18 protein-coding genes are annotated in these 24,417 nt (G+C 72.3%); 6 read left to right on the top strand and 12 right to left on the bottom strand.

The genetic code is table 11. From position 1 onward, the window contains the following. Window positions 1-7 precede the first annotated feature (7 nt). The 6 genes from BEK98_RS16490 to BEK98_RS16465 form a co-directional block, all read right to left on the bottom strand. Window positions 8-1,459 (bottom strand): aldehyde dehydrogenase family protein, encoded by a 1,452-nt coding sequence (locus BEK98_RS16490; protein WP_094217266.1) that lies wholly within the window; start codon window positions 1,457-1,459, stop codon window positions 8-10. Beyond that, a complete protein-coding gene (locus BEK98_RS16485) occupies window positions 1,456-3,186 on the bottom strand; it encodes an N-acyl-D-amino-acid deacylase family protein (RefSeq protein WP_094217265.1) in 1,731 nt (576 codons plus the stop codon). The genes BEK98_RS16490 and BEK98_RS16485 overlap by 4 nt, the downstream gene beginning before the upstream one ends. 13 nt (window positions 3,187-3,199) lie before the next feature. Next, complete coding sequence (locus tag BEK98_RS16480) at window positions 3,200-4,318, bottom strand: LLM class flavin-dependent oxidoreductase (RefSeq protein WP_094217264.1); 1,119 nt, start codon at window positions 4,316-4,318, stop codon at window positions 3,200-3,202. 94 nt (window positions 4,319-4,412) lie between these two features. Further along, on the bottom strand, window positions 4,413-5,183 hold the full coding sequence (locus tag BEK98_RS16475; RefSeq protein WP_094217263.1) for an SDR family NAD(P)-dependent oxidoreductase: 771 nt from the start codon (window positions 5,181-5,183) through the stop codon (window positions 4,413-4,415). A gap of 9 nt (window positions 5,184-5,192) precedes the next feature. Next, on the bottom strand, window positions 5,193-6,122 hold the full coding sequence (locus BEK98_RS16470) for an LLM class F420-dependent oxidoreductase (protein ID WP_244201876.1): 930 nt from the start codon (window positions 6,120-6,122) through the stop codon (window positions 5,193-5,195). Continuing rightward, window positions 6,119-7,369, bottom strand: a complete 1,251-nt coding sequence (locus BEK98_RS16465) for an amidohydrolase family protein (protein ID WP_094217262.1) — start codon at window positions 7,367-7,369, stop codon at window positions 6,119-6,121. Before BEK98_RS16465 ends, BEK98_RS16470 begins: the two co-directional genes overlap by 4 nt. 189 nt (window positions 7,370-7,558) lie before the next feature. Between BEK98_RS16465 and afsR the strand changes: the two genes are divergently transcribed. Next, entirely contained in the window at window positions 7,559-10,537 is a 2,979-nt protein-coding gene (gene afsR / locus BEK98_RS16455) for an SARP-family global regulator AfsR (protein WP_094217261.1), read from the top strand. A 202-nt stretch (window positions 10,538-10,739) separates the two neighbouring features. Beyond that, window positions 10,740-10,907 carry a hypothetical protein gene (locus tag BEK98_RS49020; protein WP_167444182.1) on the top strand — a complete coding sequence of 56 codons (168 nt, stop codon included), beginning with the start codon at window positions 10,740-10,742 and terminating at the stop codon, window positions 10,905-10,907. Between the two features lie 85 nt (window positions 10,908-10,992). Here BEK98_RS49020 and BEK98_RS16450 read toward each other — a convergent pair whose 3' ends face one another. After that, entirely contained in the window at window positions 10,993-12,585 is a 1,593-nt protein-coding gene (locus BEK98_RS16450) for a FadD3 family acyl-CoA ligase (protein ID WP_094217260.1), read from the bottom strand. A gap of 83 nt (window positions 12,586-12,668) precedes the next feature. Between BEK98_RS16450 and BEK98_RS16445 the strand changes: the two genes are divergently transcribed. Genes BEK98_RS16445 through BEK98_RS16435 form a run of 3 tightly spaced genes read left to right on the top strand, consistent with a single transcriptional unit; the run spans window position 12,669 to window position 15,008 of the window. Next, complete coding sequence (locus BEK98_RS16445; RefSeq protein ID WP_094217259.1) at window positions 12,669-13,823, top strand: lipid-transfer protein; 1,155 nt, start codon at window positions 12,669-12,671, stop codon at window positions 13,821-13,823. A gap of 7 nt (window positions 13,824-13,830) precedes the next feature. Next, complete coding sequence (locus BEK98_RS16440) at window positions 13,831-14,238, top strand: Zn-ribbon domain-containing OB-fold protein (protein ID WP_094217258.1); 408 nt, start codon at window positions 13,831-13,833, stop codon at window positions 14,236-14,238. Next, window positions 14,235-15,008, top strand: coding sequence for an enoyl-CoA hydratase/isomerase family protein (locus BEK98_RS16435; RefSeq protein WP_094217428.1), 774 nt, complete (start codon window positions 14,235-14,237; stop codon window positions 15,006-15,008). The genes BEK98_RS16440 and BEK98_RS16435 overlap by 4 nt, the downstream gene beginning before the upstream one ends. Here the strand turns inward: BEK98_RS16435 and BEK98_RS16430 are convergent. The 3 genes from BEK98_RS16430 to kbpA all read right to left on the bottom strand — a co-directional run bounded on the left by BEK98_RS16430 (window position 15,005) and on the right by kbpA (window position 19,001). Further along, window positions 15,005-15,586, bottom strand: a complete 582-nt coding sequence (locus BEK98_RS16430) for a hypothetical protein (RefSeq protein WP_094217427.1) — start codon at window positions 15,584-15,586, stop codon at window positions 15,005-15,007. The two genes, BEK98_RS16435 and BEK98_RS16430, sit on opposite strands and share 4 nt — an antisense overlap. Before the next feature lie 129 nt (window positions 15,587-15,715). Further along, window positions 15,716-18,076 (bottom strand): protein serine/threonine kinase AfsK, encoded by a 2,361-nt coding sequence (afsK, locus tag BEK98_RS16425; RefSeq protein ID WP_094217257.1) that lies wholly within the window; start codon window positions 18,074-18,076, stop codon window positions 15,716-15,718. Window positions 18,077-18,278: 202 nt separating this feature from the next. Next, window positions 18,279-19,001: an AfsK-binding protein KbpA gene (gene kbpA / locus BEK98_RS16415; protein WP_167444181.1), complete on the bottom strand. Its 723-nt coding sequence runs from the start codon at window positions 18,999-19,001 to the stop codon at window positions 18,279-18,281. A 134-nt stretch (window positions 19,002-19,135) separates the two neighbouring features. Here kbpA and BEK98_RS16410 point away from each other — a divergent pair, with 134 nt between their 5' ends. Beyond that, on the top strand, window positions 19,136-19,771 hold the full coding sequence (locus tag BEK98_RS16410; protein WP_094217255.1) for a TetR family transcriptional regulator: 636 nt from the start codon (window positions 19,136-19,138) through the stop codon (window positions 19,769-19,771). A 47-nt stretch (window positions 19,772-19,818) separates the two neighbouring features. Here the strand turns inward: BEK98_RS16410 and BEK98_RS50865 are convergent, their stop codons facing one another. Further along, the gene (locus BEK98_RS50865) at window positions 19,819-23,898 is read right to left on the bottom strand and encodes a S1 family peptidase (RefSeq protein WP_094217254.1); all 4,080 of its coding nucleotides are present in this window, start codon (window positions 23,896-23,898) and stop codon (window positions 19,819-19,821) included. Next, the gene (locus tag BEK98_RS16400; RefSeq protein WP_143684120.1) at window positions 23,898-24,275 is read right to left on the bottom strand and encodes a CU044_2847 family protein; all 378 of its coding nucleotides are present in this window, start codon (window positions 24,273-24,275) and stop codon (window positions 23,898-23,900) included. Before BEK98_RS16400 ends, BEK98_RS50865 begins: the two co-directional genes overlap by 1 nt. Window positions 24,276-24,417: the final 142 nt, after the last annotated feature.

The raw sequence follows: 24,417 nt of genomic DNA, 5'->3' as shown, positions 1-24,417 counted from the left end.
CCTCGGCTCACCCCGGCCACACGATCGCCTGCACCTCGCTGTACGCGTGCAGGGCGTAGGAGCCCACGTCCCGGCCGACTCCGCTCTTCTTGAAGCCGCCGAAGGGCGCCTCCATGTTGCGGCCGACCGTGTTGACGCCGACACCGCCGGCCCTCAGCCGCCGGGCCACCCGGAAGGCCCGGGCCACGTCGCCCGACCAGACGTAGTCGATGAGGCCGTAGTCCGAGTCGTTGGCGAGGGCCACGCCCTCGTCCTCGTCGTCGAAGGGGATCACCGCCACCACCGGCCCGAAGATCTCCTCCCGGGCCACCCGCATGTCGTTCGCGCAGTCGGCCAGGAGGGTGGGGGTGACGTAGAAGCCCCGTTCCAGGGGCGGGCGTTCGCCGCCGACGACCACCGTCGCGCCTTCCTTGCGCCCCAGATCGACGTACGACTCCACGCGCGCCCGGTGCTCGGCGGAGATGACCGGACCCACGACCGTGTCCGGCTCCCTGGGGTCCCCCACCTTCAACCGACCCGCGTAGGCGGCGAGTTGTTCGACGAGGCGGTCGTACACACCCCGCTGGGCCAGTACCCGGGTCGGGGCGGTGCAGATCTGGCCGCTGTAGAAGGAGAACGTCGTACCGATCCCGGCCACGGCCGAGGCGAGGTCGGCATCGTCGAAGACGACCGCCGCCCCCTTCCCGCCCAGCTCCATCAGCTGGCGCTTCATGTCCCGCCCGCACACCTCGGCGATCCGCCGGCCGACGGCCGTGGACCCGGTGAAGCTCACCATGTCGACGTCGTCCGACTCCACCGCCGCCTCGCCCACCGCCACCGAGCGCCCGGAGACGACGTTCACGACTCCTGGCGGCACCCCGGCCGCCTCCAGGGCCTCCGCCATCCGGTAGACGGAGAGCGGGTCCTGCGGGGCGGGCTTCACGACCACCGTGTTGCCCATGGCCAGGGCCGGGGCGACCTTGCCTGCCGGGTTGGCCCACGGGTTGTTGTACGAGGTGATGCAGGTGACGACCCCGACGGGCTGCCGTAGCGCCAGCGCGCCCATCACCCCCGCCTTCCCCATCGGCCCGGCCTCGTTGATCTGCGGGGCGATCGCCCACTCGGCGGGCTCCACCGTGGCGTACCGGCGGAAGCGGGCCGCGGCCACCCCGACCTGCATCGCCCGGGCCGTCCCCGTCGTCGCCCCGGTCTCGGCCCGCGCCAGCTCGGCGTACGGGACGAGCCGGCCGCGGATGATCTCCGCGGCCCGCGCGAGAATCGCCGCCCGCTCCTCCGGCTTCGTCCGCGACCACGACCCGAACGCCTCCCGGGCCGCGGCGCAGGCCGCGTGGACCTGCTCCTCCGAGGCTTCCGGCGCCTGCCCCACCGTCTCCTCGGTGGCCGGGTCGGTCACCGGGTAGTACCCGGCGTCCGGCTCCACCCACTCCCCGCCGACGAACAGCCGCTGCCCCTCGCTCACCTGGTGCTCACCGTCCCGGTGTCCCGCCCGGACCGCAGCACCCGGCCCGGTACGGCCCCGCTCACCACGTCGTCCCGGATCGCCTCGACCCCGTTGACCCACACGGCCCGCACGCCGAGCGCCCTGGAGTCCAGCCGCGGGCTGTCACCCGGCAGGTCGTGCACCAGGGTGGCCTGACCGGCGTCGATCCGCTCCGGGTCGAAGAGGACCAGGTCCGCATGCCAGCCCTCCCGCACCCGGCCCCGCTCCCGCAGCCCGAAGAGCCGCGCCGGATCGTCGGTCAGCATCTTCACCGCCTGCTCCAGACCGACCAGCTTCCGGCCGCGCAGACAGTCCCCGAGGAACCGGGTGGTGTACGGCGCCCCGCACATCCGGTCCAGGTGCGCGCCCGCGTCCGAGCCGCCGAGCAGCACGTCCTCGTGCTGCCAGGTCTCGGCGCGCAGGGCCCAGGAGGCGGGGTCGTTGTCGGTGGGCATCGGCCACAGGACCGTACGGAGATCGTCGTTGGCGCAGATCTCCACCAGGCAGGTGAAGGCGTCCTGACCGCGCTCGGCGGCGATGTCCCGGACCACCCGTCCGGTCAGCCCGCGGTTGGCCTCGCTGTACGTGTCCCCGATGACGTACCGCCCGAAGTTCGCGAGCCGCCGGAAGACACCCGCCTCCTTCGACTCGGCCCGCCGCAGCATCTCCTTCCGGACGGCCGGGTCCCGCAGCTTGGCGATCCGCTCCGGCACCGGCAGCCCGAGGATCGGCCCCCAGCCGGGGATGAGGTTGAGGGCGCAGAAGGTGCCCAGGGACATGTTCATCGGGGTCAGGATCGGCATGGTGAGCGCCACGACCCGCCCACCGGCCTTCCGCGCCCGCTCACTCGCGCTGAGCTGCCGCGGCACCCGCTCCGGGACGGCCGCGTCGACGGTGAGGACGTTCCAGTTGAGCGGCCGTCCCGCCACCGCACTCATCTCGACGAAGAGATCGATCTCGGCATCGCTGAACTGGTCCAGACAGCCGGCGACGATCGCCTCGATCTGGGTGCCCTCGTGCTCCCCGACGGCCCGGGCCAGCGCCAGCAGCTCGTCCGGCCGCGCGTGCCGGGAGGCCACGGGCTGTCCGTCACCGTCGGAGTGCGTGCTGGACTGGGTGGTGGACAGCCCCCAGGCCCCCGCGTCCATGGCCTCGTGGAACAGCCGCAGCATCTGCTCCAGCTGCTCGGCGCTCGGCTGCCCGCCGATGGCCTCCGGCCCCATCACATACCGCCGCAGCGCACAGTGCCCCACCATGAACCCGGCGTTGACGGCGATCCGCCCCTCCAGGGCGTCCAGATACTCCCCGAAGCCGCTCCAGTTCCACGGCGTCCCCTCCTCCAGCGCCACCAGGGACATGCCCTCCACCTTGGACATCATCCGGCGGGTGTAGTCGGCGTCCTCGGGCCGGTCGGGATGCAGCGGCGCGAGCGTGAAGCCGCAGTTCCCGGCCGCGACGGTCGTCACCCCGTGATTGAGCGAGGGCGTGGCGTACGGGTCCCAGAAGAGCTGGGCGTCGTAGTGGGTGTGGGGATCGACGAAGCCGGGGGCGAGGACGAGGCCGTGCGCGTCCTCGCTGGTGCGGGAACCTTCGGTGATCTCGCCGATGGCGGCGATACGGCCGCCTCGTATGCCGACGTCGGCGGTGCGGGCGGGGGCACCGGTCCCGTCGACGACGGTGGCCCCCTTGATCAGGTGGTCCAACATGCCGGGAGCCCCCTCATACCGCCTGACGGAACCGCGAGGTCCGATGCACCGGATCCGTGTCGATCTTCGGAATCACGTGCTCACCGATCAGCCGAATCGTCTGCAGCGTCTCCTCCTTCGGCACCCCCACCGGCAACCCGAAGCTCAGCTGATCGGCGCCGGCCTGCTCCCACCGCTTGCACTGCCGCAGCACCTCGTCCGGATCCCCGCAGATCAGCAGCTCCTCCTCGACGAGGAGTTCCACGAACTCCGGCGTGTACCGGGGCAGCGTCTCCGGCCAGACCGGGAACCCCTCGGGCCGCGGGAAGGTGTCGTGGTACCGGAAGACCAGCGAGGGCAGATAGTGCAGCCCGCCGTTGACGGCGATCTCGATGGCCTCGGCGTGGGTGGGCGCACAGATCGCCGTGGTCGTCACCATCACGTTGTCGTTCACGAAGTCCCCGACGGGCTCCGCGTTCACGACCGCCGTCTTGTACTGCTCCAGCACCCATTCCATGTCGGACACCTTCTGGATGCTGAAGCCGAGCACGCCGAGGCCCTTCTTCGCGGCCATGGCGTACGAGGGCGGCGACCCGGCCGCGTACCACATCGCCGGGTGCGACTTCCCGTACGGCTTCGGCAGGACCTTCCTCGGCGGCAGCTGCCAGTGCTTGCCCTGGAAGCCCGCGTACTCGTCCTGGAGCCACATCTTCGGGAACTCGGCGATGGTCTCCTCCCAGATCTCCTTCGTGTAGTTCATGTCGGTGATGCCGGGCAGGAAGCCGAGGATCTCGTGGCTGCCGGCGCCCCGCCCGCTGCCGAACTCGAAGCGCCCCTCGCTGAGGTGGTCCAGCATGGCGACCTTCTCGGCCACCTTCACCGGGTGGTTGACCTGGGCGAGCGGGTTGAAGATGCCCGATCCCAGATGAATCCGTTCCGTCGCGTGGGCGAGGTAGCCGAGGAAGACGTCGTTGGCGGAGAGGTGCGAGTACTCCTCGAGGAAGTGGTGCTCGGAGGCCCAGGCGTACTTGAAGCCCGACTTGTCCGCCTGGATGACGTACTCGGTCTCCTCCATCAGTGCCTTGTGCTCGGCCAGCGGGTCGGTCTCGGCGCGCTTGCCCACGTATCCCTGTACAAAGAGCCCGAATTCCACGGCGGTTCACCGTCCCGTTCATGGTTTCTGACACACCGTCAGTTCCGTGCGACTGTCGCACCACCCGCACGGAGGGTCAATAGCTGATGACCAGTCAGATGACGCTGACCCCCGCCAGCCACCCCCCGTCGATCACGAACGGCTGCCCGGTGATGTACGAGGAGTCGTCCGAGGTGAGGAACAGGGCGAGCCGGGCCACCTCCTCCGGCTGCCCGACCCGGCCGAGCGGCACGAGCTTGCGGTACAGCTCGTCCAGGGCCCGGCTCATCTCCTCCGGGTCCGCGTCCGGGTCCAGCCGGGCCGGGTTCGACATCGCCGTGTCGATGGCGCCCGGACAGATGGCGTTGACCCGGATCCGCCGGCCCGCCAGCTCCAGCGCGGCCACCCGGGTCAGCCCGAGCACGGCGTGCTTGGTGGCCGCGTACGTGCCCACGGCCGCCATCCCGGTGAGCGCCGTGTAGGAGGCGGTGTTGACGATGGTCCCGCCGTCCGCCATCTCCGGCGCGACGGCCTTCATGCCCAGGAAGCAGCCGACCTGGTTGACCTGCACGACCTGCATGAACTCGTCCAGCGGGGTGTCCACCAGCGCGTTGAAGCGCAGGATGCCCGCGTTGTTGACCAGCCCGTCGATGCGCCCGTACGCCTGCTTGGCGGCCGTGACGGCCTCCCGCCACCCCTCCTCCGTGCCCACGTCGAGATGGACGTAGAGGGCCCCTATCTCCTTGGCGAGCGCCTCCCCCTGGTCGTCCAGCACATCGGCTACGACCACCCGCGCGCCCTCCGCCCGGAAGAGCCGCGCCTCCTGCTCGCCCTGTCCGCGCGCCGCCCCGGTGACGATGACGACCCGCCCGTCCAGCTTGCCCATGCCTGCTCCTCAGTCCAGTCGGGGCGCGACCTCCGCCCCGAACACGCCGATCTGGTCGATGAGTTCGCTGCGGCTCCGGCTGCGGAACCGCACCTGGATCTGGTGCACGCCCAGCGCGCGGTACGCCCGCAGCGACTCGGCGATCTCCTCCGGCGCGCCGGCGAGGGTGCGCCGCCCGAGGTGCCAGTCGGCGTCTCCGAGGTACAGCGGCTCGGTGATGGCGCCGACGGTGAAGGGAGCCTCGATGCCCGCCTGTTCCCGCAGGGCCTTGAGGCGGTCGATCTGCGCGGGCAGCCGGTCCCGCGGGTCGCCCTGCGGCAGCCAGCCGTCCCCCTTCAGCGCGGCCCGGCGGACGGCCGCGGGCGAGGAGCCGCCGACCCAGATCGGCACGTGCTCCTGCGCGGGCCGGGGCCGCTGCCCCAGGTCGGCGAAGTCGTACAGCTTGCCGTGGTGCTCGGGGAACTCCTCGGGCCCCAGCGCCGCCCGCAGCGCGTCGACGGCCTCGTCCAGCACGGTCCCGCGCCGCTCGAAGTCCACCTGGAGGACCTCGAACTCCTCGCGTACGTGCCCCGCGCCCACGCCGAGGATCAGCCGCCCCCCGGAGAGGTGATCGAGGGTGGCGTACTGCTTGGCGCTGAGCAGGGGATGCCGGAGGCCCACGACGGCGACATGGCTGAGCAGCCGGACCCGCTCGGTCACGGCGGCGAGATGGGCGAGGGTGGCGACCGGGTCGTACCAGACCGTGCTCATCGCCGGGGCCAGCCGGCGCGGGATGGCCACGTGGTCGCAGCAGGCGAGGTAGTCGAACCCGGCCCGGTCCACGGCCCGCGCGATCTCGACCAGGTCGGCGGGCCCGGCGGCTGCCTCCCAGCCCTCCGTGTAGAGGGTGCTCTGGGACTGCACGGGCAGCTGGATCCCGTAGGCCAGCCGACGGCTCACCGGGACCCGCTCCACAGTCCGTCCTTCGTGAGCCCCAGCAGCTCGATGGCGTTCCCCCGCACGATCCGCTCGACCACGTCCGCCGGCAGGTGCCCCATCTGCGCCTCGCCGACCTCGCGGGACTTGGGCCAGGTGGAGTCGGAGTGGGGGTAGTCGGTCTCGTACAGGACGTTGCCGACGCCTATGGAGTCGAGGTTGCGGAGCCCGAAGGCGTCGTCGAAGAAGCAGCCGTAGACGTGGTCGGCGAAGGTCTCGGACGGGGGCCGGTGGACCTTGTCGGCGACACCTCCCCAGCCGCGGTTCTCCTCCCACACCACGTCGGCGCGCTCCAGGATGTACGGGATCCAGCCGATCTGGCCCTCCGCGTACATCACCTTCAGGTTCGGATAACGCTCGAACTTGCCGCTCATCAGCCAGTCCACCATCGAGAAACAGCAGTTGGCGAAGGTGATGGTGGAGCCGACGGCGGGCGGGGCGTCCTCCGAGGTGGAGGGCATCCGGCTGCTGGAGCCGATGTGCATCGCGACGACCGTTCCGGTCTCGTCGCAGGCCGCGAGGAGCGGGTCCCAGTCGTCGCCGTGGATCGACGGCAGGCCCAGGTACGGGGGTATCTCGGAGAAGGCGACGGCCCGGACGCCACGGGCGGCGTTCCGCCGGACCTCCTCCGCGGCGAGGTGGGCGTCCCACAGGGGGATCAGCGTGAGCGGTATGAGCCGCCCCCGCGCCGCCGGCCCGCACCACTCCTCCACCATCCAGTCGTTGTAGGCGCGCACGCAGAGCAGGGCGAGGTCCCGGTCCCGGGCCTCGGTGAAGGTCTGCCCGCAGAAGCGGGGGAAGGTCGGGAAGCACAGGGCGGACTGGACGTGATTGACGTCCATGTCGGCGAGCCGCTGCGCGACGTCGTACGACCCCGCCCTCATCTGCTCGTACGTGATGACTTCGAGCTTGATCTCGTCCCTGTCGTACCCGACGGCGGTGTCGAGCCGGGTGAGGGGCCGGTGCAGGTCCTCGTAGACCCACCAGTCGCCGATCGGGCCGTCGTCCCCCGGCCGGCCCATGACGGGCTTGAACCGCCCGCCCAGGAAGGTCATTTCCTTCAGCGGGGCGCGGACTATGCGTGGCCCGGTGTCCAGGTACTTCTTCGGGAGCCGGTCCTGCCAGACGTTCGCGGGCTCCACGGTGTGGTCGTCGACGGAGATGATCCGAGGAAAGTCGCTCCGGATGTGCTGGGTGCTCTGCGTCTCCATGGCGCTCACGGTAGCGCCGATCTGACGGTCCGTCAGCTAGTGAGGCGGCCCTACCGTGTGCGAAGACCGTGTGAGGGCCTTGTGTACTGAGGTGTACCGGCCTGTGATCGGCGTCTCCCCCGGCTGACGCAACCGCCCGGAACAAGGCAAACTGACGGGGTTGTTCGTGATGCCTAGGGGGGCGAACGCATGGACGGTGGGCCGCGAGTACCCGAGCAGCGGCGTTCCGGCTCCGCGGCCAGTGCCATCGCGGAGCCGGCGGCGTTGCGCTTCGGCGTGCTCGGTCCGGTGCGGGCCTGGCGCGGCGGGGAGCCGCTGAACACCGGCTCCCCGCAGCAACGCGCCCTGCTCGCCGCCCTGCTGCTGCGCGAGGGCCGTACGGCGACGGCGGCGGAGCTGATCGACGCGCTCTGGGGCAACGAGCCCCCGTCGCAGGCGCTGGCAGCACTGCGCACGTACGCCTCCCGGCTCCGCAAGATCCTGGACCCCGGGGTCCTGGCGAGCGAGTCCGGCGGCTACGCGGTGCGTTCGCTGGGCGAGGGCGCGCTGGACCTGGCGGTGGCGCAGGACCTGGCGGCGGAGGCGGAGAAGTCCCGGAGCGCCGGGGATCTGTGCCATGCGCGGGAGGTGCTGAACCGCGCCCTGGCCCTGTGGGACGGCGAGCCCCTGGCCGGAGTCCCCGGCCCGTACGCGGACGCCCAACGGGTCCGCCTGGAGGAGTGGCGTCTCCAGCTGCTGGAGTCCCGCCTGGACATGGACCTGGAGCAGGGCTGCCACGCCGAGGCCGTCTCCGAACTGACGGCCCTGACGGCCGCGCACCCGCTCCGGGAGCGGTTCCGCGAGCTGCTGATGCTGGCCCTGTACCGCAGCGGCCGCCAGGCGGAGGCCCTCGCCGTGTACGCGGACACGCGGCGCCTGCTGGCGGAGGAACTGGGCGTGGACCCGCGCCCCGGCCTACGGGAACTGCAGCAACGCATCCTCCAGGCCGACCCGGCCCTGGCGGAACCCTCCGCCCCGGCCGCCGAGCCCGCCGCGGTCCCGGTACGCCCGGCCCAGCTCCCCGCCTCCGTCCCGGACTTCACGGGGCGGGCCGCTTTCGTGGGCGAGCTGAGCGAGGTGCTGGCGTCGGCGTCGGAGGCGTCGGCGGCGGGCCGGGTGATGGCGGTCTCGGCGCTGGCCGGGATCGGGGGCGTCGGCAAGACGACCCTGGCGGTCCACGTCGCCCACCGGGCGCGTCCCGCCTTCCCCGACGGACAGCTGTACGTGGACCTGCAGGGGGCGGGGCCGCGCCCGGCAGAACCGGAGACGGTCCTCGGCTCCTTCCTCCGCGCCCTGGGCACGGCGGACTCGGCGATCCCCGACTCGCTGGAGGAGCGCGCGGCCCTGTACCGCTCGGTCCTGGACGGCCGCCGGGTCCTCGTCCTGCTCGACAACGCGAAGGACGCGGCACAGGTACGGCCCCTGCTGCCCGGCACGGAGGGCTGTGCAGCCCTGGTGACGTCCCGGGTACGGATGCTGGACCTGGCCGGGGCCCACCTGGTGGACCTCGACGTCATGTCCCCCGACGAGGCCCTCGCTCTCTTCACGAAGATCGTGGGCGAGGAGCGGGTGGCGGCGGAGCGGGAGGCGGCGCTGGACGTGGTGGCGGCGTGCGGCTTCCTTCCCCTGGCGATCCGCATCGCGGCATCCCGCCTGGCGGCGCGGCGCACGTGGACGGTGTCGGTACTGGCGGCGAAGCTCGCCGACGAACGGCGCCGGCTGGACGAACTCCAGGCGGGCGACCTCGCGGTCAAGGCCACCTTCGAGCTGGGGTACGGGCAGCTGGAGCCGGCCCAGGCCCGGGCGTTCCGCCTGCTGGGGTTGGCCGACGGCCCGGACATGTCCCTGGCCGCGGCCGCGGCGGTCCTGGATCTGCCCGCGGAGGAGACGGAGGACCTGCTGGAGTCCCTCGTCGACACCTCGCTGCTGGAGTCCGCGGCACCGGGGCGCTACCGCTTCCATGACCTGGTCCGCCTCTACGCGCGTGCTTGCGCCGAGAGGGATGAGCAGGCGCCTGGCGAGCGGGAGGCTGCGATGTCCCGGTTGCTGGACTTCTATCTGGCCACGGCGGCGGGGGTCTACACGATCGAGCGGCCGGGGGACCGGCTGGTGGACCACCTGGAGCCGACCGAGTATCCGGGGTTGGTCTTCGAGGACCGGCATCGGGCTCATGACTGGCTGTATTCCGAGGCGATCTGCCTGCTCGCGTGCGTACGTCAGTCGACCCGGCCCGATCAGCTGAGGCGGGCCGTGGACCTGTTGTGGGCAGCCATCGACCTCGCCGAATCGGGAGCCAACTCCAAGGAGTACGAGGCAACCGGAACCGCGGTCCGTGCCGCCGCGCAGAGCTGCCGTGACGAGCGCGCGGAGGCCCGCGCCCTGGTCACGCTGGCCAACGGCCACCACATGTCCGGCCGCTTCGAACTGGCGGGGCAAGAGGCCGCCGAGGCCGTGCGGCTGGCGGAAGTGGCGGACGATCCCCTTCCCCAGTGCTGGGCGTCCAACATGCTCGGGGTCATCGCCCTGTACCAAAGCCGGTATGACGTCGGCGAGGGCCATCTGACGCGGGCCATAGAGAGTTTCCGTTCCGCTGGGGACCGGCCCGGTGAGGCCAGCGCCTTGTGCAACCTCTCGCGGATACACCTGGCAACGGGCCGTACCGTGAGCGCGGTGTCCCTGGCCCAGCAGGGGACGGACATGTACGACGACATGGGCCACGCCTTCAAGGGCGCCAACGGACGCTATGCGCTGGGACTCGCGCTCACCCAGAGCGGTCAGCTCGAACTGGCCGCCGAACGCCTGGAAGAGGCCCGCGACCTGTTCCGCGACAGCCGACAGCGGCTCTGGGAGGGCATGACCCTCTTCCGCCTCGCAGAGGTCGACCTCGCCGCCCGGCGTCTGGCACAGGCCGCCACCCACGCGGAGTCGGCGCTGACCCTCCTCCGTGGCATCGGCGGCGAGTGGCGGCGCGGAAACGTACTCACGGCGCTCGGCCGGGCGTTGAGCGGCATCGGGCAGAGCGGTCGTGCTCAGGTCTGCCTGCAGGAGGCGCTGGCCATCTTCGAGGCGCTGGGTGCACCGGAAGCCGATGAGGTGAGGGCTCTGCTCAAGCCGCTCACGCTGGCCTGAGAGCGGGCTCCTGCACGTTCATCGTTCGTTTATCGCCGGACGGCACTCTGAGTCGTGTCGTTCCGCCGCGTCGGGGGGCAGGCGGGACGTCATATGGGCGCACCTTAAGGTGTACCGGCCCATACGTGCCCGCTCGGTGGCCTCGGGGGAGCTGCCGAGCGGGCCTTTCTGACCTATCGCACAGAGCATCAGGGGAGCAGTCATGAGCGACGCCAAGAAGACGACGCAGACGGAGACCTCGGCCACCGAGGTGACCACGCTGAACACGCACGCCACCAGCGAGCCGCTGAAGCCGGCCACCCTGGCGGCGGGCGAGGACACCGGCGTGGCCACTCCGGACAACACCCACGCCACCGACGAGAAGGCCTGACCAGACCTTTGACCCGACGGGGATCGGCCGCGGCGGCGCGGAGGGGGAGCCGCCGCGGCCGAGGTGTGTCCGAACACCTGCCGGTTCACCGCCCCCGCAGCTCCCCCTTCACGACCTTCCCGCTCGCGTTCCTCGGTAGCTCCCCCACGAACTCCACCGCCCTCGGCACCTTGTAGTTCGCCATCTCCCTGCGGGACCAGGCGATCAGGTCGTCGGAGGTCAGTACCGACCCTGGTCTGCGCACCACGTACGCCTTGCCGACCTCGCCCAGTCGTGCGTCGGGTACGCCGATCACCGCCACGTCGGCCACATCCGGGTGCACACCGAGCAGTTGCTCTATCTCCGCCGGGTACGCGTTGAAGCCGCCGACGATGAACATGTCCTTGAGGCGGTCCGTGATGCGGAGGTTGCCGGACGGGTCGAGGACGCCGATGTCGCCGGTGCTCAGCCAGCCGTCCGGGGAGATCGCCTCCGCCGTCGCGGTCGGGTCCTCGTAGTAGCCGCGCATGATGGTGAAGCCCCGGGCCTGGACCTCCCCGGGTGTGCCGGGCGGCACCGGGGCGCCCCCCGCGTCGACCACCCTCACCTCCGTCCCGGGGATCGCCCGGCCGGAGGTGGAGGCGATCACCGTCGGGTCGTCGCCGCGCCGGCACATCGTCACGATGCCGCTCGCCTCCGAGAGGCCGTACGCCGTCAGCACCGTCCCCACGCCCAGTTCGCCGTGCAGGCGTTCCACCAAGCGCAACGGCACCACCGCCGCCCCGGTCACCACGAGCCGCAGCGCCGAGAGGTCGTGGGCGTCGCGGGAAGGGTGATCCAGGAGCGACTGGTGGAGGGTCGGCGGGCCCGGCAGGACCGACACCCGTTCCGCCGCTATGTTCGCCAGTGCCGTGTCCACGTTGAACACCGGCTGCGGGATCATCGTCGCCCCACGCATCAGGCACGCGATCACCCCGGCCTTGTAGCCGAAGGTGTGGAAGAAGGGGTTGATGATCAGGTAGCGGTCCGTGGTGCGCAGGCCGGCCAGGTCCGCCCAGATCTCGTACGCCGTCAGCGTCTGTTCGTGGTTGATCATCGCGCCCTTGGGGCGGCCCGTCGTGCCCGAGGTGAAGATGATGTCCGACAGGCACCGGCCGTCCAGCTTGCCTGCCCGGTCCAGCACTTCGGCCTGCCCCACCCCCTCCCCTCCCGCCAGGAAGTCCTTCCAGGTACGGAAGTCCTGGGGAGCGTCGTCCGACAGCACCACCACCTGTTCCAGTGCCGGCAGCCCGGGGAGCGGGTGGCCCGCACCGTCGGGCGTCCCCGCCGCCCGGCGCAGCGACGCCACGTACGACGTGCCGAGGAACGTGCCCGTCACGAACAGCAGCCTCGCCCGGCTACGGCGCAGCACGTCCGCCGCCTCCGTGCCCTTGAAGCGGGTGTTGAGCGGGACCAGCACCGCGCCCGCCGACACCGCGCCCAGTGCCGCGACGATCCAGTCCAGGGAGTTGGGGGCCCAGACCGCCACCCGGTCGCCCACCCGCACGCCGCTCGCGATGCACGCCGCCGTCGCGCGCTCCACACGTGCGCCCAGTTCCGCGTACGTGATCCTCGTACGGCCCTCGACCACCGCCTCGGTGTCCGCGTACCGCTCGGCCGACCATCGCACCAGACCCGGGATGGTGCCCCAGTCACTCATAGCAGCCCCCTACGCCGTAGCTGACTGACCGTCAGATTAGCTGTAACCTGACGGACTGTCAGCAGAGGAAGGGTGGGTGCACCATGCCAGGAACGGGGCTGAAAGATGCCACCGCCATCGTCGGGATCGGGCAGACCTCCTTCGCCAAGCAGCTGCCGGAGGATGAGAAGACCCTCGCCTGCCGGGCCGTGCTCGCCGCCCTCGACGACGCCGGGATCTCGCCCGGCGAGGTCGACGCCCTCGCCTCCTTCACCATGGAGGAGACGGATGAGGTGGAGCTGGCGAAGGCTGTCGGGTTCGGTGATCTGACCTTCTTCAGCAAGGTCGGGTACGGAGGGGGCGGCTCCTGTGCGACCGTCGCGCACCTCGCCGCCGCCATCGCCGCCGGGCAGGCCACCGTCGGGGTCGCCTGGCGGTCGCGGAAGCGTGGCAGCGGGCCCCGGCCCTGGACCAACACCGCCGTTCAGCTCCCCACCCCGGCCCAGTGGACCCGGCCCTTCGGGCTGCTCCGGCCCGCCGACGAGATCGCCATGCTCACCCGCCGCTACATGCACGAGTACGGCGCCACCCGCGATCACCTGTTCAATGTCGCCCTCGCCTGCCGGAACCGGGCCAACCAGAATCCCGCCGCCGTGATGTACGAGCGGCCGCTGACCCGCGAGATGTACATGACCTCCCGGTGGATCAGCGAGCCCCTGTGCCTCTTCGACAACTGCCTGGAGACGGACGGGGCGTTGGCCTGCGTCGTCGTCAGCAGGGAGCGCGCCCGGGACTGCGCCAAGAAGCCCGTCTACGTGCACTCCGCCGCCCAGGGCCTGCCCGCCCAGCACCACGGCATGGTCAACTACTGGAACGACGACCCCCTCACCGGTCCGGCCTGGACCGCCGCCCGGCATCTGTGGAAGCACGCCGACTTCACGCCGGAGGATGTCGACGTGGCGCAGATCTACGACGCGTTCACGGCCCTGATACCGCTCTCGCTGGAGGGGTACGGGTTCTGCGGGCGGGGCGAGGGCGGGGCCTTCACCGAGCAGGGCGCCCTGGAGATCGGGGGGCGGCTGCCCCTCAACACCGGGGGCGGTGGGCTCTCCGAGGCCTATGTGCACGGCTTCAACCTCATCAACGAAGGGGTGAAGCAGCTGCGCGGCACCAGTACCGCGCAGGTTCCCGAGGCCGCCACCTGTCTCGTCACGGCGGGTGAAGGCGTCCCCACCTCCGCGCTTCTCCTGAGGAGTTGAGGCAGCCATGCTGACCCCCGTCACCGACACCGACGGCGCCCCCTTCTGGGAGTACGCCGCCCGTGGCGAGCTGCGCGTCCAGGCCTGTACCGACTGCGGCGAGCCCCGCTTCCCGCCCCGGCCCTGCTGCCCGCACTGCCAGTCCTTCGCGAGCGAGTGGCGGGCGGTCTCGGGGCGCGGGCGCGTGTGGTCGTACGTGGTGCCGCACCCGCCGCTGCTGCCCGAGTACGCGGAGCAGGCGCCGTACAACGTGGTCGTCGTGGAGCTGGAGGACGCGCCCCGGATACGGCTGGTCGGGAATCTGGTCGCCCGGGCAGGGGCGCCCCTCAACTCCCTCGATCCGCGGCGCATCAGGATCGGCGGCCGGGTTCAAGTGGTCTTCTCCGCAGGGCTTCCGCAGTGGGTGCCGGCGTGAACACCGTCCGGCTCTCCGTCGACAAGGACACCGGCGTCGCCGTCGTCACCCTGAACCGGCCCGAGCGGCTCAACGCCGTCGATCTCGACATGGTCCGGGAACTCGCCGACGTGTGGCGGGAGTTGCGGTTCGACGACTCCGTGCGGGCCGTTGTCCTGACGGGGGCCGGGGAGCGGGCTTTCTGTACCGGCATCGACCGGGACTTCGTCGTGCCGCAGCCCTCGTCGCCGTACATGCAGGACGATCCGCTGCTCGGCATCGGGCCGAAGGCGAACGACCTGTGGAAGCCGGTCGTGGCCGCCGTGCGCGGGATGGCCTGCGGTGGAGCCTTCTATCTGCTGGGCGAGAGCGAGTTCGTCGTCGCGGACACCACGGCTTCCTTCTTCGATCCGCACACCACGTACGGCATGGTCAGCGCCTACGAGTCCGTGCTCATGGCCCAGCAGATGCCGTACGGGGAGGTCGCGCGGATGATGCTCATGGGCACCGCCGAGAGGATCTCCGCCCGGCGGGCCCACGAGATCGGGCTCGTGTCCGAACTGGCCGAGCCGGGCGGGGCATTGGAGGCGGCCGTGCGCTGCGCCGCCGTCATCGCCGGGTATCCGACGGAGGGCGTCCAGGGGACGGTACGGGCCCTGTGGGCGGCCAAGGACGCGGCACGTGCGCAGGCGTTCGCGCAGGCGCCGCATCTCATCGCCCTCGGCAATCTGCCGGCCGAGCGGCAGGCGGAGCTGTTCGCGGGGCGACCGCGGGAGTATCGGGTGCGTTAGGGCCTGACCTGGGCCTCAGGGTGCGCCTCGCAGTGGTCGACCTTCAGCAGGAGGCGCTCACCGACCGTCACTTGGGTGGTCGCCCTGCCCTTCGCGGGCACCGTGACCGTGTAGGAGGCGTTGTCGAGAATCTCGGTACCTTCGTCGTCGTAGAAGGTGACCCGGGCCTGGAACTCGGCCTCGCGGTTGTTCGGGTTGGTGATCTCGACCGTCGCATACGGCTTCTTCCCGGTCGCACAGCTGATCAGCTTCGCCGTCCCGTCCTCCAGCCGCTTGCTGCTGCCACCGGAAGGGGTGGAGGTGGCCCGGTGGGTCGGGCGCCGGGTGTAGTAACCCCCGCTGGTGCTGCCACTCGTACTCGTACTGCTGCTGCCGTAGCTGTCGTCGTCCGAGTCGTCGTACGACCCGCTCCCCGACGTGGACGACGAGCTGTCGTGGTCCTGGTGGGAGCTGCTGCACCCGCCCCCGCTCCCGCTCCCGTGGCGGCTGTGGTGCCGGCCGGTCGAGAAGCCGGTGAGGCTGAGCACCACGAGGGTCAGTACGGCCGTGAACTTGAGTGCGCGCGTCCGTGTTTGCATGTGCATGCCATCACCTTAGCGACCGGTGGCACCACCTGGCGGGTGCTCGGCGCCGGGGGTAGCGTCAGCCGTGAGACGGCCGCCGTCTGGAGCCCTTCCGTGTAAACCGGTACGACGGCCGTCACGCATTCAGGCGGTCCGCGCCGTCCCCGTCCCCTTCTCCGCGTCGAGCGCGTACACGCAGCGGTCCTTGCTGCACGCGTACACCACTCCGTCCTTGACGACCGGGGAGCCGGTGATCTCGCCGCCCGTGGCCAGCTTCCACCGGAGTCGGCCGTCGTCGGCCTTCAGGGTGTAGAGGAGATGGTCGGTGGAGCCGAAGTGGATGCGGCCCTCGGCCACCGCGGGGGCGCCCACGACGTCGCCGCCGGCCTGGAAGCGCCACTTGGGGGTGCCGGTGACCGCGTCCAGGGTGTACAGCCCCTTGCCGCTGCCGACGTGGACATGGCCGGCGGCGACCAGGACCGGCTCGATGGAGGAGCGGGCCTCGGTGGCGATGCGCCAGCGGTCGCGGCCGTCGGTGGCGTCCAAGGCGTAGACCGTGCCCAGGTAGTCGGCGAGGTAGATGCCGCCGCCGGTGACAGCCGGGCCCGGGGCGAAGGCGGGCGGGCAGAGGAAGACCGCCGGGGCCTCGAAGTGCCAGCGCACCATGCCGCTCGCCACGTCGATGGAGAGGACGCGGGTGCCGGCGGAGACGTAGACGTAGCCGTCGGGGGCCGGGGTGATGCGGACCGGGACGCCGCCGCAGGAGGCCGCGTCGCCGATGGGGTACGACCAGCGCTCCTCGCCGGTGCGGGCCTCCAGGGCGCGCAGCCGGGCGTCCTGCCAGACGTAGACGGTGCCGTCGTGGACGGCGGGGCCGGCCTCGGGGGACTCGAAGTCGGTCTGGCAGCCGGTGATCTCCCACAGCTTCTGGCCGCCGGAGGCCTCCCAGGCCTGGACGCCGCCGCCACGGGTGCCGGTGACGACCGTGCCCCGGTCGGCGTGCAGGGAGTACACCCAGGCGTCCGTGGACAGCCGCCACAGATCGGCGCCCTCGCGGGCCTCCAGGGCGAACAGGGTGGGGCCGTCGGAGGCGTGGATACGGCCGTCCGCCACGGCCATCGACCAGGCGACGTCCCTCGTCTTGAAGCGGCGGCGGCCCGTGCCCACGTCCAGGGCGTGCACCTCGAAGGAGGTGACGTAGACGAGGTCGCCGTCGACGGACGGGGTGCCCCAGACGTCGTTGGACATGCGGAAGCGCCAGGGGCGCCAGCCGCTGGCGCTCTCCGGGGGCGCGGGCGGTACGGCAGGGTCTGCGCCGTTCACGCCGGGGCGGGGGCGGGACCAGCTGGCGACCAGGCCGGCCTCCGGCGGGGGCGCCTTGACGGCGGCGGCGCGGGCGTCGGCGACCCGGGGGCCGGGGCCGATGGGCACCTGGGCGCCGGCCAGCCGGACCGGGCCGGTGTCGGGTGCGCCCACCGCGCCCGCCGTACCCACCGGGCCGAACGGTGCGGGGGACGGCACGGCGGGGTCGTAGGACGGCGGCGGGGGTACGGCCCCTCGGCCGCCGCTGCGGGGGCCGGCCGCGGTGGGGGCAGGCTTGGCGGCGGGGCGGCCGCCGCGGCGGGACTCGATGAGGGCGACGGCCTTCTCCGGCAGCCAGGCGGAGGCGGTGCCGCTGTCGTCGGAGCCGGAGCCGAAGAGGTGCGGGGCGAGCTGGGCCTGGAGGTCTGCAGGGCTGGGGCGGCCGGGGGCCTCCATCTGCATACAGACCTCGATGAGCGGGCGCAGCTCGTCGGGCAGCCCGGTGAGGTCCGGGCCCTCGCGCAGCAGCATGAAGACCGTCTCGACCGGGTTGGCGCCGTGGAAGGGCGGGTGGCCGGTGGCCGCGAAGACCAGCATGGAGCCGAGGGAGAAGACGTCGCTGGCGCCGGTGACGCTGCGGGAGTCCTTGGCCTGCTCGGGGGACATGTAGGCGGGGGTGCCGACGGCGACGTTCGTCATCGTCAGGCGGGTGTTCGAGACACCGGAGGCGATGCCGAAGTCGATCACCCGGGGGCCGTCCTCGACCACCAGGACGTTGGAGGGCTTCAGGTCGCGGTGGACCAGCCCGGCGCCGTGGATGGACTGCAGGGCCTCCGCCACGCCCGCCGCCAGCCAGCGCACCGCCTGGGCCGGGAGCGGCCCGCACTCGTTCACTATCTCCTCTAGGGAGGGTGCGGGGACGTAGGCCGTGGCGAGCCAGGGCACGGCGGCGCGCGGGTCGGCGTCGACGACGGCCGCCGTGTAGAAGCCGGAGACCGCCCGGGCCGCCTCCACCTCACGGGTGAAGCGGACCCGGAAGAGCTGGTCCTCGGCCAGCTCGGTGCGGACCGTCTTGATCGCCACGCGCCGGCCGGATGCCGAGCGTGCCAGATAGACCAGCCCCATGCCGCCGGCCCCCAGCCGGCCCAGCACCTCGAACGGCCCGATCCGCCGCGGATCGTGCTGCGTCAGCTGATCCACCACTTGCCTGCCACCTCCCCGTACGAGCCGCGCCACCCACATATGTACGCGACCGAAGTGCAGCGTCTCACCACCGCACCGCCATGGCGGCACGCACCCTGATTCTTCCTGGCCGGGCGGCTGGTTGCGAACCCGGTGATGAATCGGGGTGTCTCGTGCCGAATAGGGTCATTTCATCGCCGTAGTGCCTGCCTCGGCGCCTGCCTCACCGCTGCAGTACCGCGAACGACGCCCCCTGATTGTCGGTGACGACGGCCACTCGTCCGTACGACGTCTCGAAGGGTGGCACCTGGACCCGCCCGCCGAGCCGCTGTACGGCCCCGACCGCGTCGTCCAGGTCCGCGACCCGGAAGTGGGTGACGAAGTGCGGGGGCATCTCGACCGGGAAGACGTCGGCGACGTCCGCGCGGCCGAAGTCGGGCTCGGCACCGGCGCCGAACAGGGCCTCGTGGAAGAGGGCGCCGTAGAAGGTGTTGGCGGCGGCGGTGTCGCGGGTGTACAGCTCGACCCAGACGAAGGTGTTCGGCTCGTGCCGCCGCCCGAAGCCGGGGTGGCTGCCCGCCTGCCACAGGCCGAACACCGCGCCCTGGGGGTCCGCGGCGAGGGCGGCGGTGCCGAGGTCGCCCACCGGGAAGGGGGCCATGACCACCTGCCCGCCGGCCTCGGCGATCCGCCGGCCGAGGGCCGCGGCGTCCGGAGTGGCGAAGGACACCGTCCAGACGGTGGGCATCCGGCCGTCCACCTTGGGCGCGAGCGAGGCGACGGGCTCGTCGTCCAGCAGGGCCCACACCGAGGAGCCCAGAGCCTCCTCGAAGGTCCACCCGAAAAGCTCACCGTAGAACCGCTTGCCCGCCTCGACGTCGGCAAGCTGGGCGTCCACCCAGCAGGGGACGCCCTCTCCGTACACCGATGCCCTGTTTTCGGCCATGTCGCCAAAGTAACCGCGCCGCGCGCACCCCGCAGACCAGCCACACCACCCCCGATGCACCCATGCACCCCATTTGCAGTCGGCCGAATCGCGCTCCGATCACCCCTCGGTAAGCTGACGGCATGACAGGACAAGTGCGTACCGTCGACGGCCGCGTGGCCGGCCGGCGTGGGCAGGCGACCCGGCAGAAGCTGCTCGACTGCCTCAGCGAGATGCTCAGCTCCTCCCCTTACCGGGACGTCAAGGTCATCGATGTCGCCCGGAAGGCGGGAACTTCGCCCGCGACCTTCTACCAGTACTTCCCGGACGTCGAAGGTGCCGTCCTGGAGATCGCCGAGCAAATGGCCGCCGAGGGCGCCGGGTTGACCGCGCTCCTGGAGGGCCGGAGCTGGGCCGGCAAGGCGGGGTGGCAGACCGCGCAGGAACTCGTGGACGGCTTCCTGGAGTTCTGGCGGAAGAACGACGCGATCCTGCGCGTGGTCGACCTCGGCGCCGCCGAGGGGGACAAACGGTTCTACAAGATCCGTATGAAGATCCTGAACTCGGTGAACAACTCCCTCGTGGATTCCATCGCGGAACTCCAGTCCAAGGGCCGGGTCGACAAGGACGTGAACCCGGCGGCGGTGGCCGGCTCACTGGTCGCGATGCTCGCGGCGGTGGCGGCACACCAGAAGGGGTTCCAGACCTGGGGCGTCAAGCAGGCCGAACTCAAGCCGAACCTGGCGCTGTTGGTGCACCTCGGTGTGACAGGCAAGAAGCCGACGAAGTAACACACGGCCCTTTTCCAGGTCCCAAGTCCTGTCTGGCAGGCGGTGGTTCACCCAGGTGGACCGCCGCCTGCCTTCTTTTCGGGCCCGGACGTCCCGCCCACCGCCTCGGTGACGTCCGCCCAGCTCCAGTGCCCGGGTCCGTTCGCCGCCAGCCACTCCTGTGCGTACCCGCGTACCTCCGGGGGCGGCGCCGGGTCGCGCAGCAGGGCGAGGAGCACCTCGGCCGCGCTGGGCCGGGAGGCGTTCTCGGCCAGCCAGGCGAGCGCTCGGGGCACGGCTGCCGCCCGCCAGGGGGCGGGTCCGGTGTGCTGGAGCAGTTCGGCCAGCGGGCGTCCCACCACCGCGCGGGTCGCCCGGAAGTCCAGCCAGGCCAGGAACAGCTCGGCCGCGCGGGCCAGCTGCTCCGCGGTGAGATCGCGCTGGGCCAGCAGGTGCGCGTACACGCCGCTGGGGTTGCCCGTGCCGGGCGGGCCGTACGGGGCCAGCCAGGTCAGTGTGTGGTCGATCAGTGCCGTCCGCTGCGGCGCTCCGGCCGGCACCGAGCGCAGCAGACCGATGAGGTGGGAGGCGACCGTACGGCCTTTCCGCGTCCGCTTGGCCACGTACGGGACCAGCCGGGCCGCCTGCTCCGGGCCGGGGCCCGGCCGGGCCAGCAGTGTCGCCAGCAGGGCGATACCGCCGTCGGCCTCCGGGTGGTGTTCGAGCCAGGCCACCGCCAGGGCCTCGGCCACGTCCCGCAGGTCGCCCACCACGTCGGCGCGGGTCAGCAGCGGGCCCAGTACCCGGTCGGCGCCGGGGCTCGTCGCGTGGTCCCGGAGCCACCGGGTGGTGGCCCGCAGGGTGGCGATGGCCTGGTCGGGGCCGAGGGACCGCAGGATGAGCAGCGGTTCGAGGACGAAGCCCGCCTCGTCGCCCTCGGCGTGTTCCGCGAGCCAGGCCAGGGCGTGGTCCACCGCCTGCCCGGCCTGGTCCTCGGCGAGGCCGCCGTGGTGCAGCAGCAGGGGCCGCAGGACGTAGCTGGCGTGGGGGTCGGTGCCGTGCTGCGCCAGCCAGTCCAGGGCGAGCCGGGTGGTGTCCGCGCGGCCGGGCTCGGCGGTGAGGAGGTCGTCCAGCAGGAAGCTGGCCTCGGCGGCGGTGCCGTACCGCTTCAGCCACCGTACGGCCCGTTCGGACGCCTCGGCCCATGCCTCGCCGGCGGGCGGGAGTCGGCGGAGCAGCCAGTGCAGCAGCGCGGAGTCCGGCCCCTGGCCGTGGACCCGCAGCCAGCGCAGGGACGCGGCGACGACCTCCTGGAGGAGCGGCTCCGGCAGGTCGCCGCGGAGGAGGTCGGCCAGCAGGTGCTGCTGCGACTCGGTCACCGGCTGCTGCCGGAGCAGCTTGCCGACGCGCTCGGCGGCCGACTCGTCCCAGCGCACCAGGGCGCCGAGCACGAATTCCTGCGGTTCGTCGGCGTTGCGGGTCAGCCACTTCTTCGCGTGCGCGACGGCCTGCTGGGCCTCCTCCTCGGTGAGGTCGAAGCGCAGCAGGGGGCGCAGGACGAAGGAGGCCTGCGGGCGCTCACGGTGATCGCGCAGCCATTTCAGGGCCTGGCCGACCGCCCGGTCCCGGTGTCCCCCGAGGTCCGTGCGGCGCAGGAGGCGCGGCAGGACGAACGAGACGCCGGGGTTGCCGTTCTGCCGGACGACCCAGGTCAGCGCGGCGTCGAGCACGGCCTTGGCGTGGGGTCCGAGGTCGTCGCGGTCGAGCAGCGGGCCGAGCACCACGGAGCCGGCCGAGTGCCCCGGGTTGCGGCGTATCCACTCCCGGGCCGCCTCCACCACCCGCCGGGCGGTCGCCGGGGTCGGCTCGGGGCGGCTCAGGGCGGCGGCCAGCAGCTGGACGGCGCGCCGTTCGCCCTGGTGGCGCCGTATCCAGGCGAGGGCGCGGTCCGCGACCGTGTCCAGCTGTTCCGGTGCCAGGCCCTCCGCGTACAGCAGGGCCTGCAGGAGCAGGCCCGTCTCCGGGGCGTGGCGTCGGGACTCCAGGCAGGTCAGGGCGCTGCCGAGCAGCTGCGGGGGCAGCGGTCCGACGATGCTGTCCACGGCCTGGGCGAGTACGCCGGGCAGGGCACGGGGCCGCTCGCGCTCGATCTGGTCCAGCCAGGGTCCGACCAGCCCGTCCCAGTGCCGGAGCATCCCGGCCTGCCAAGGCGTGCGGGCCATCAGGTCGAACGCGGTCTCACCGAGGGCGTCGGCGGCGAGCAGGGCGCCGATCCGGTCGGCGCGCACCTCCAGCCAGCGGGCGCAGGCGTCCTCGATCCTGGCCTGCCGGGCGGCGTCCTGGTCGGTGGTCCAGCGGGAGAGGTGCCGTACGGCCTGGGTGAAGGCCGGGCCGCGGTCGAGCAGCGCGTCCAGGAGTTCCTCGGCGGTGCCGCTCTGAACGGTCTGCCCGGGGACCAGCGTGGCGCCGAGCAGGCCGTCCGCGACGATGTCGTGGACCAGTTCGAGCCGGTCGGCGCCGCCCACCAGCCAGCCCTGGTCGCGCAGCAGGGCGAGCACGTCAGCGCCGCGGAGCGCGAACTCGCCGTCCGCGCGCCGGTCGAGTGCCCGGTCCACGGCCGCCCGCACGGCGGCGGAACGGTCCTGCGGGCAGGCCAGCAGGGCCACCGTGGAGGCCAGCAGGCCCACGCGCGGACGGGACAGGCCCGCTTCGCGGTCCGCGGCGGTCGGGACGCCGAAGTCGCGTTCGAGCCGCCGCCGCAGCCAGTCGAAGAGACTGCCCTGGCGCAGGTCGGAGAGGTCGGGGGCGTCCTGCCCGGCCCGGGCCTGCTCCTCCAGGGCCCGCGCGATCAGCAGGGCGAGGACCGGACGGTCGCTGCACGCGGCCACCAGCCGTTCCTCGCCCCACCGCCGCCAGGCCTCCGGGGCGACCTTCTGGAAGATCGCGGCGGCCACCCGGGCGCGGTACTCCTCCCCCTCCTCAAGGGGCACCTGGCCGAAGACGCCCTGCACCTCCGCTGTCTGGAGCGCACCGGGCCGGGCCGAGGCCAGGCAGGCCACCCGTCCCTCCGGGTCGAGGGTCTGCAGTTCCCGGCCCAGCTCCGGCAGCCCGAGCTGGGAGTAGCTGTCCAGGTAGTCGAGGACGAGCAGGACCCGGGCGGCGTCCGCGAGCCCGGCGTGCGCCAGGGCCGCCTGGACGAGGTGCTCGGCGGTCACGGCCGACCCGGGTGTCACGTGCAGGACCAGCCAGGTGCCGTCGCGTTCCTGTCCGGCCAGCTTCGCCACCTCGAAGCAGGTGCGGGTCTTGCCGGCCCCGGCCACGCCCTCCAGCAGCACCCCGCGCCGCGGCTCCGCGTAGCCGCCGGGCTCGTACTGCGCGTCGAGCCGGTCCAGCAGGCGGACCGGAGCGGCGCCGCTGCCCGGGCCGGGGCTGACGAACTCCAGCTGCTCGGCGGTGAGGTACTGCTCCTTGTCGTCGAGGTCCCGCAGCACCTGCTCGTGCGTGCGCAGGTACGGGGAGAACCAGGACAGCTCCCGCGGGGCGAGCGCGGCGAGATCCTCCGTCCCGGCCGTCCACACCGAGTCGCGCAGCCAGCCGTCGGTGCTGTTGTAGCGGGCGCTGACCACGCCGAGGACGGCATCGTCGGAGGTACGGCGCACGGGGGCGCCGCTCATGCCGCGCAGCAGGTCCTTGGTGCTGAGGCGGCCGAGCCGGACGCCGTCGTCCCGCTCGGTCGTGTGCTCCCACCGGCCGCCCGCCCTCAGGTACCGGTAGGTGTGCCCGTCGTACGCGGGGACCTCCCCGAAGCCCTCGACGACCACCTCCGTGCCGGGCTCCACCGACTCCGACGGCATCGCGCGGGTCACGGACGCGGGCAGGGGGCTGTCGGTGCGCAGAACGGCCAGATCGTGCTTCTGGTCCACCCGTTCGACCGTGGCCGTGCCCGCCGGGCCGCCCGCCAGCGGGGCGAAGCGCACCCGCGCGCCCGGGGCGCCGAGGCCCAGGCTCTCCAGGACGTGGCAGGCGGTGGCGAGGACGCCGGGCGAGAGCTGGAAACAGGTGCCCACCGGGGAGTCGTCGGCGGGGTGCAGGACGCTGCCCAGATATCCGGGGACGCTCAGCTGTCCGGGGACGGAGGACACGGTCATCAGGACGCCTCGTCGTCCGCGTCCTCGTCGCCGGCCGGTTGGGCTGCTCCCCTCCCGTCGTACGTCAGCTTCACCTTGAGGGTGACCTCGCCGCTCGCGCCGGCCACGATGATGTCGCCCTTGGCGGAGAACTTCACCCCGAACTCCACCTCCATGGCGTCGGGCCGGGCCGCCCGGCCCGCCTGGCGCAGGGCCGTCGCCGTGGCGGCCGCGATCTCCACGATCGCCGACTGCGCCTGCCCGAAGGCGTCCCGGGCCCGCTCGGCGAGCTGCCCCGGCCGCGCGGCCGTCGGCTCCGATCCCGGCACCCGCACCTCGGTGGCCTCCACCAGGACCTCGACACCACCCACTTCAACCGGTATGTACGTACCGCTCATATCCGCCCCCGTCTCCCGGATCCGCTGATCGCGTTCTCGGTGTACCACAGGCCGCTTCCGCCCCACAGGGGTCAACATCCTGTCCACACACACCATTTGAGACATCGGGCCGTCGCGCGGGGATGGGCCGGAGTGCCGTCGG

The organism is Streptomyces diastatochromogenes, assembly GCF_002242805.1.
In the GTDB taxonomy this organism is placed as follows: domain Bacteria; phylum Actinomycetota; class Actinomycetes; order Streptomycetales; family Streptomycetaceae; genus Streptomyces; species Streptomyces diastatochromogenes.
This window is presented reverse-complemented; position numbering and strand designations above follow the sequence as displayed.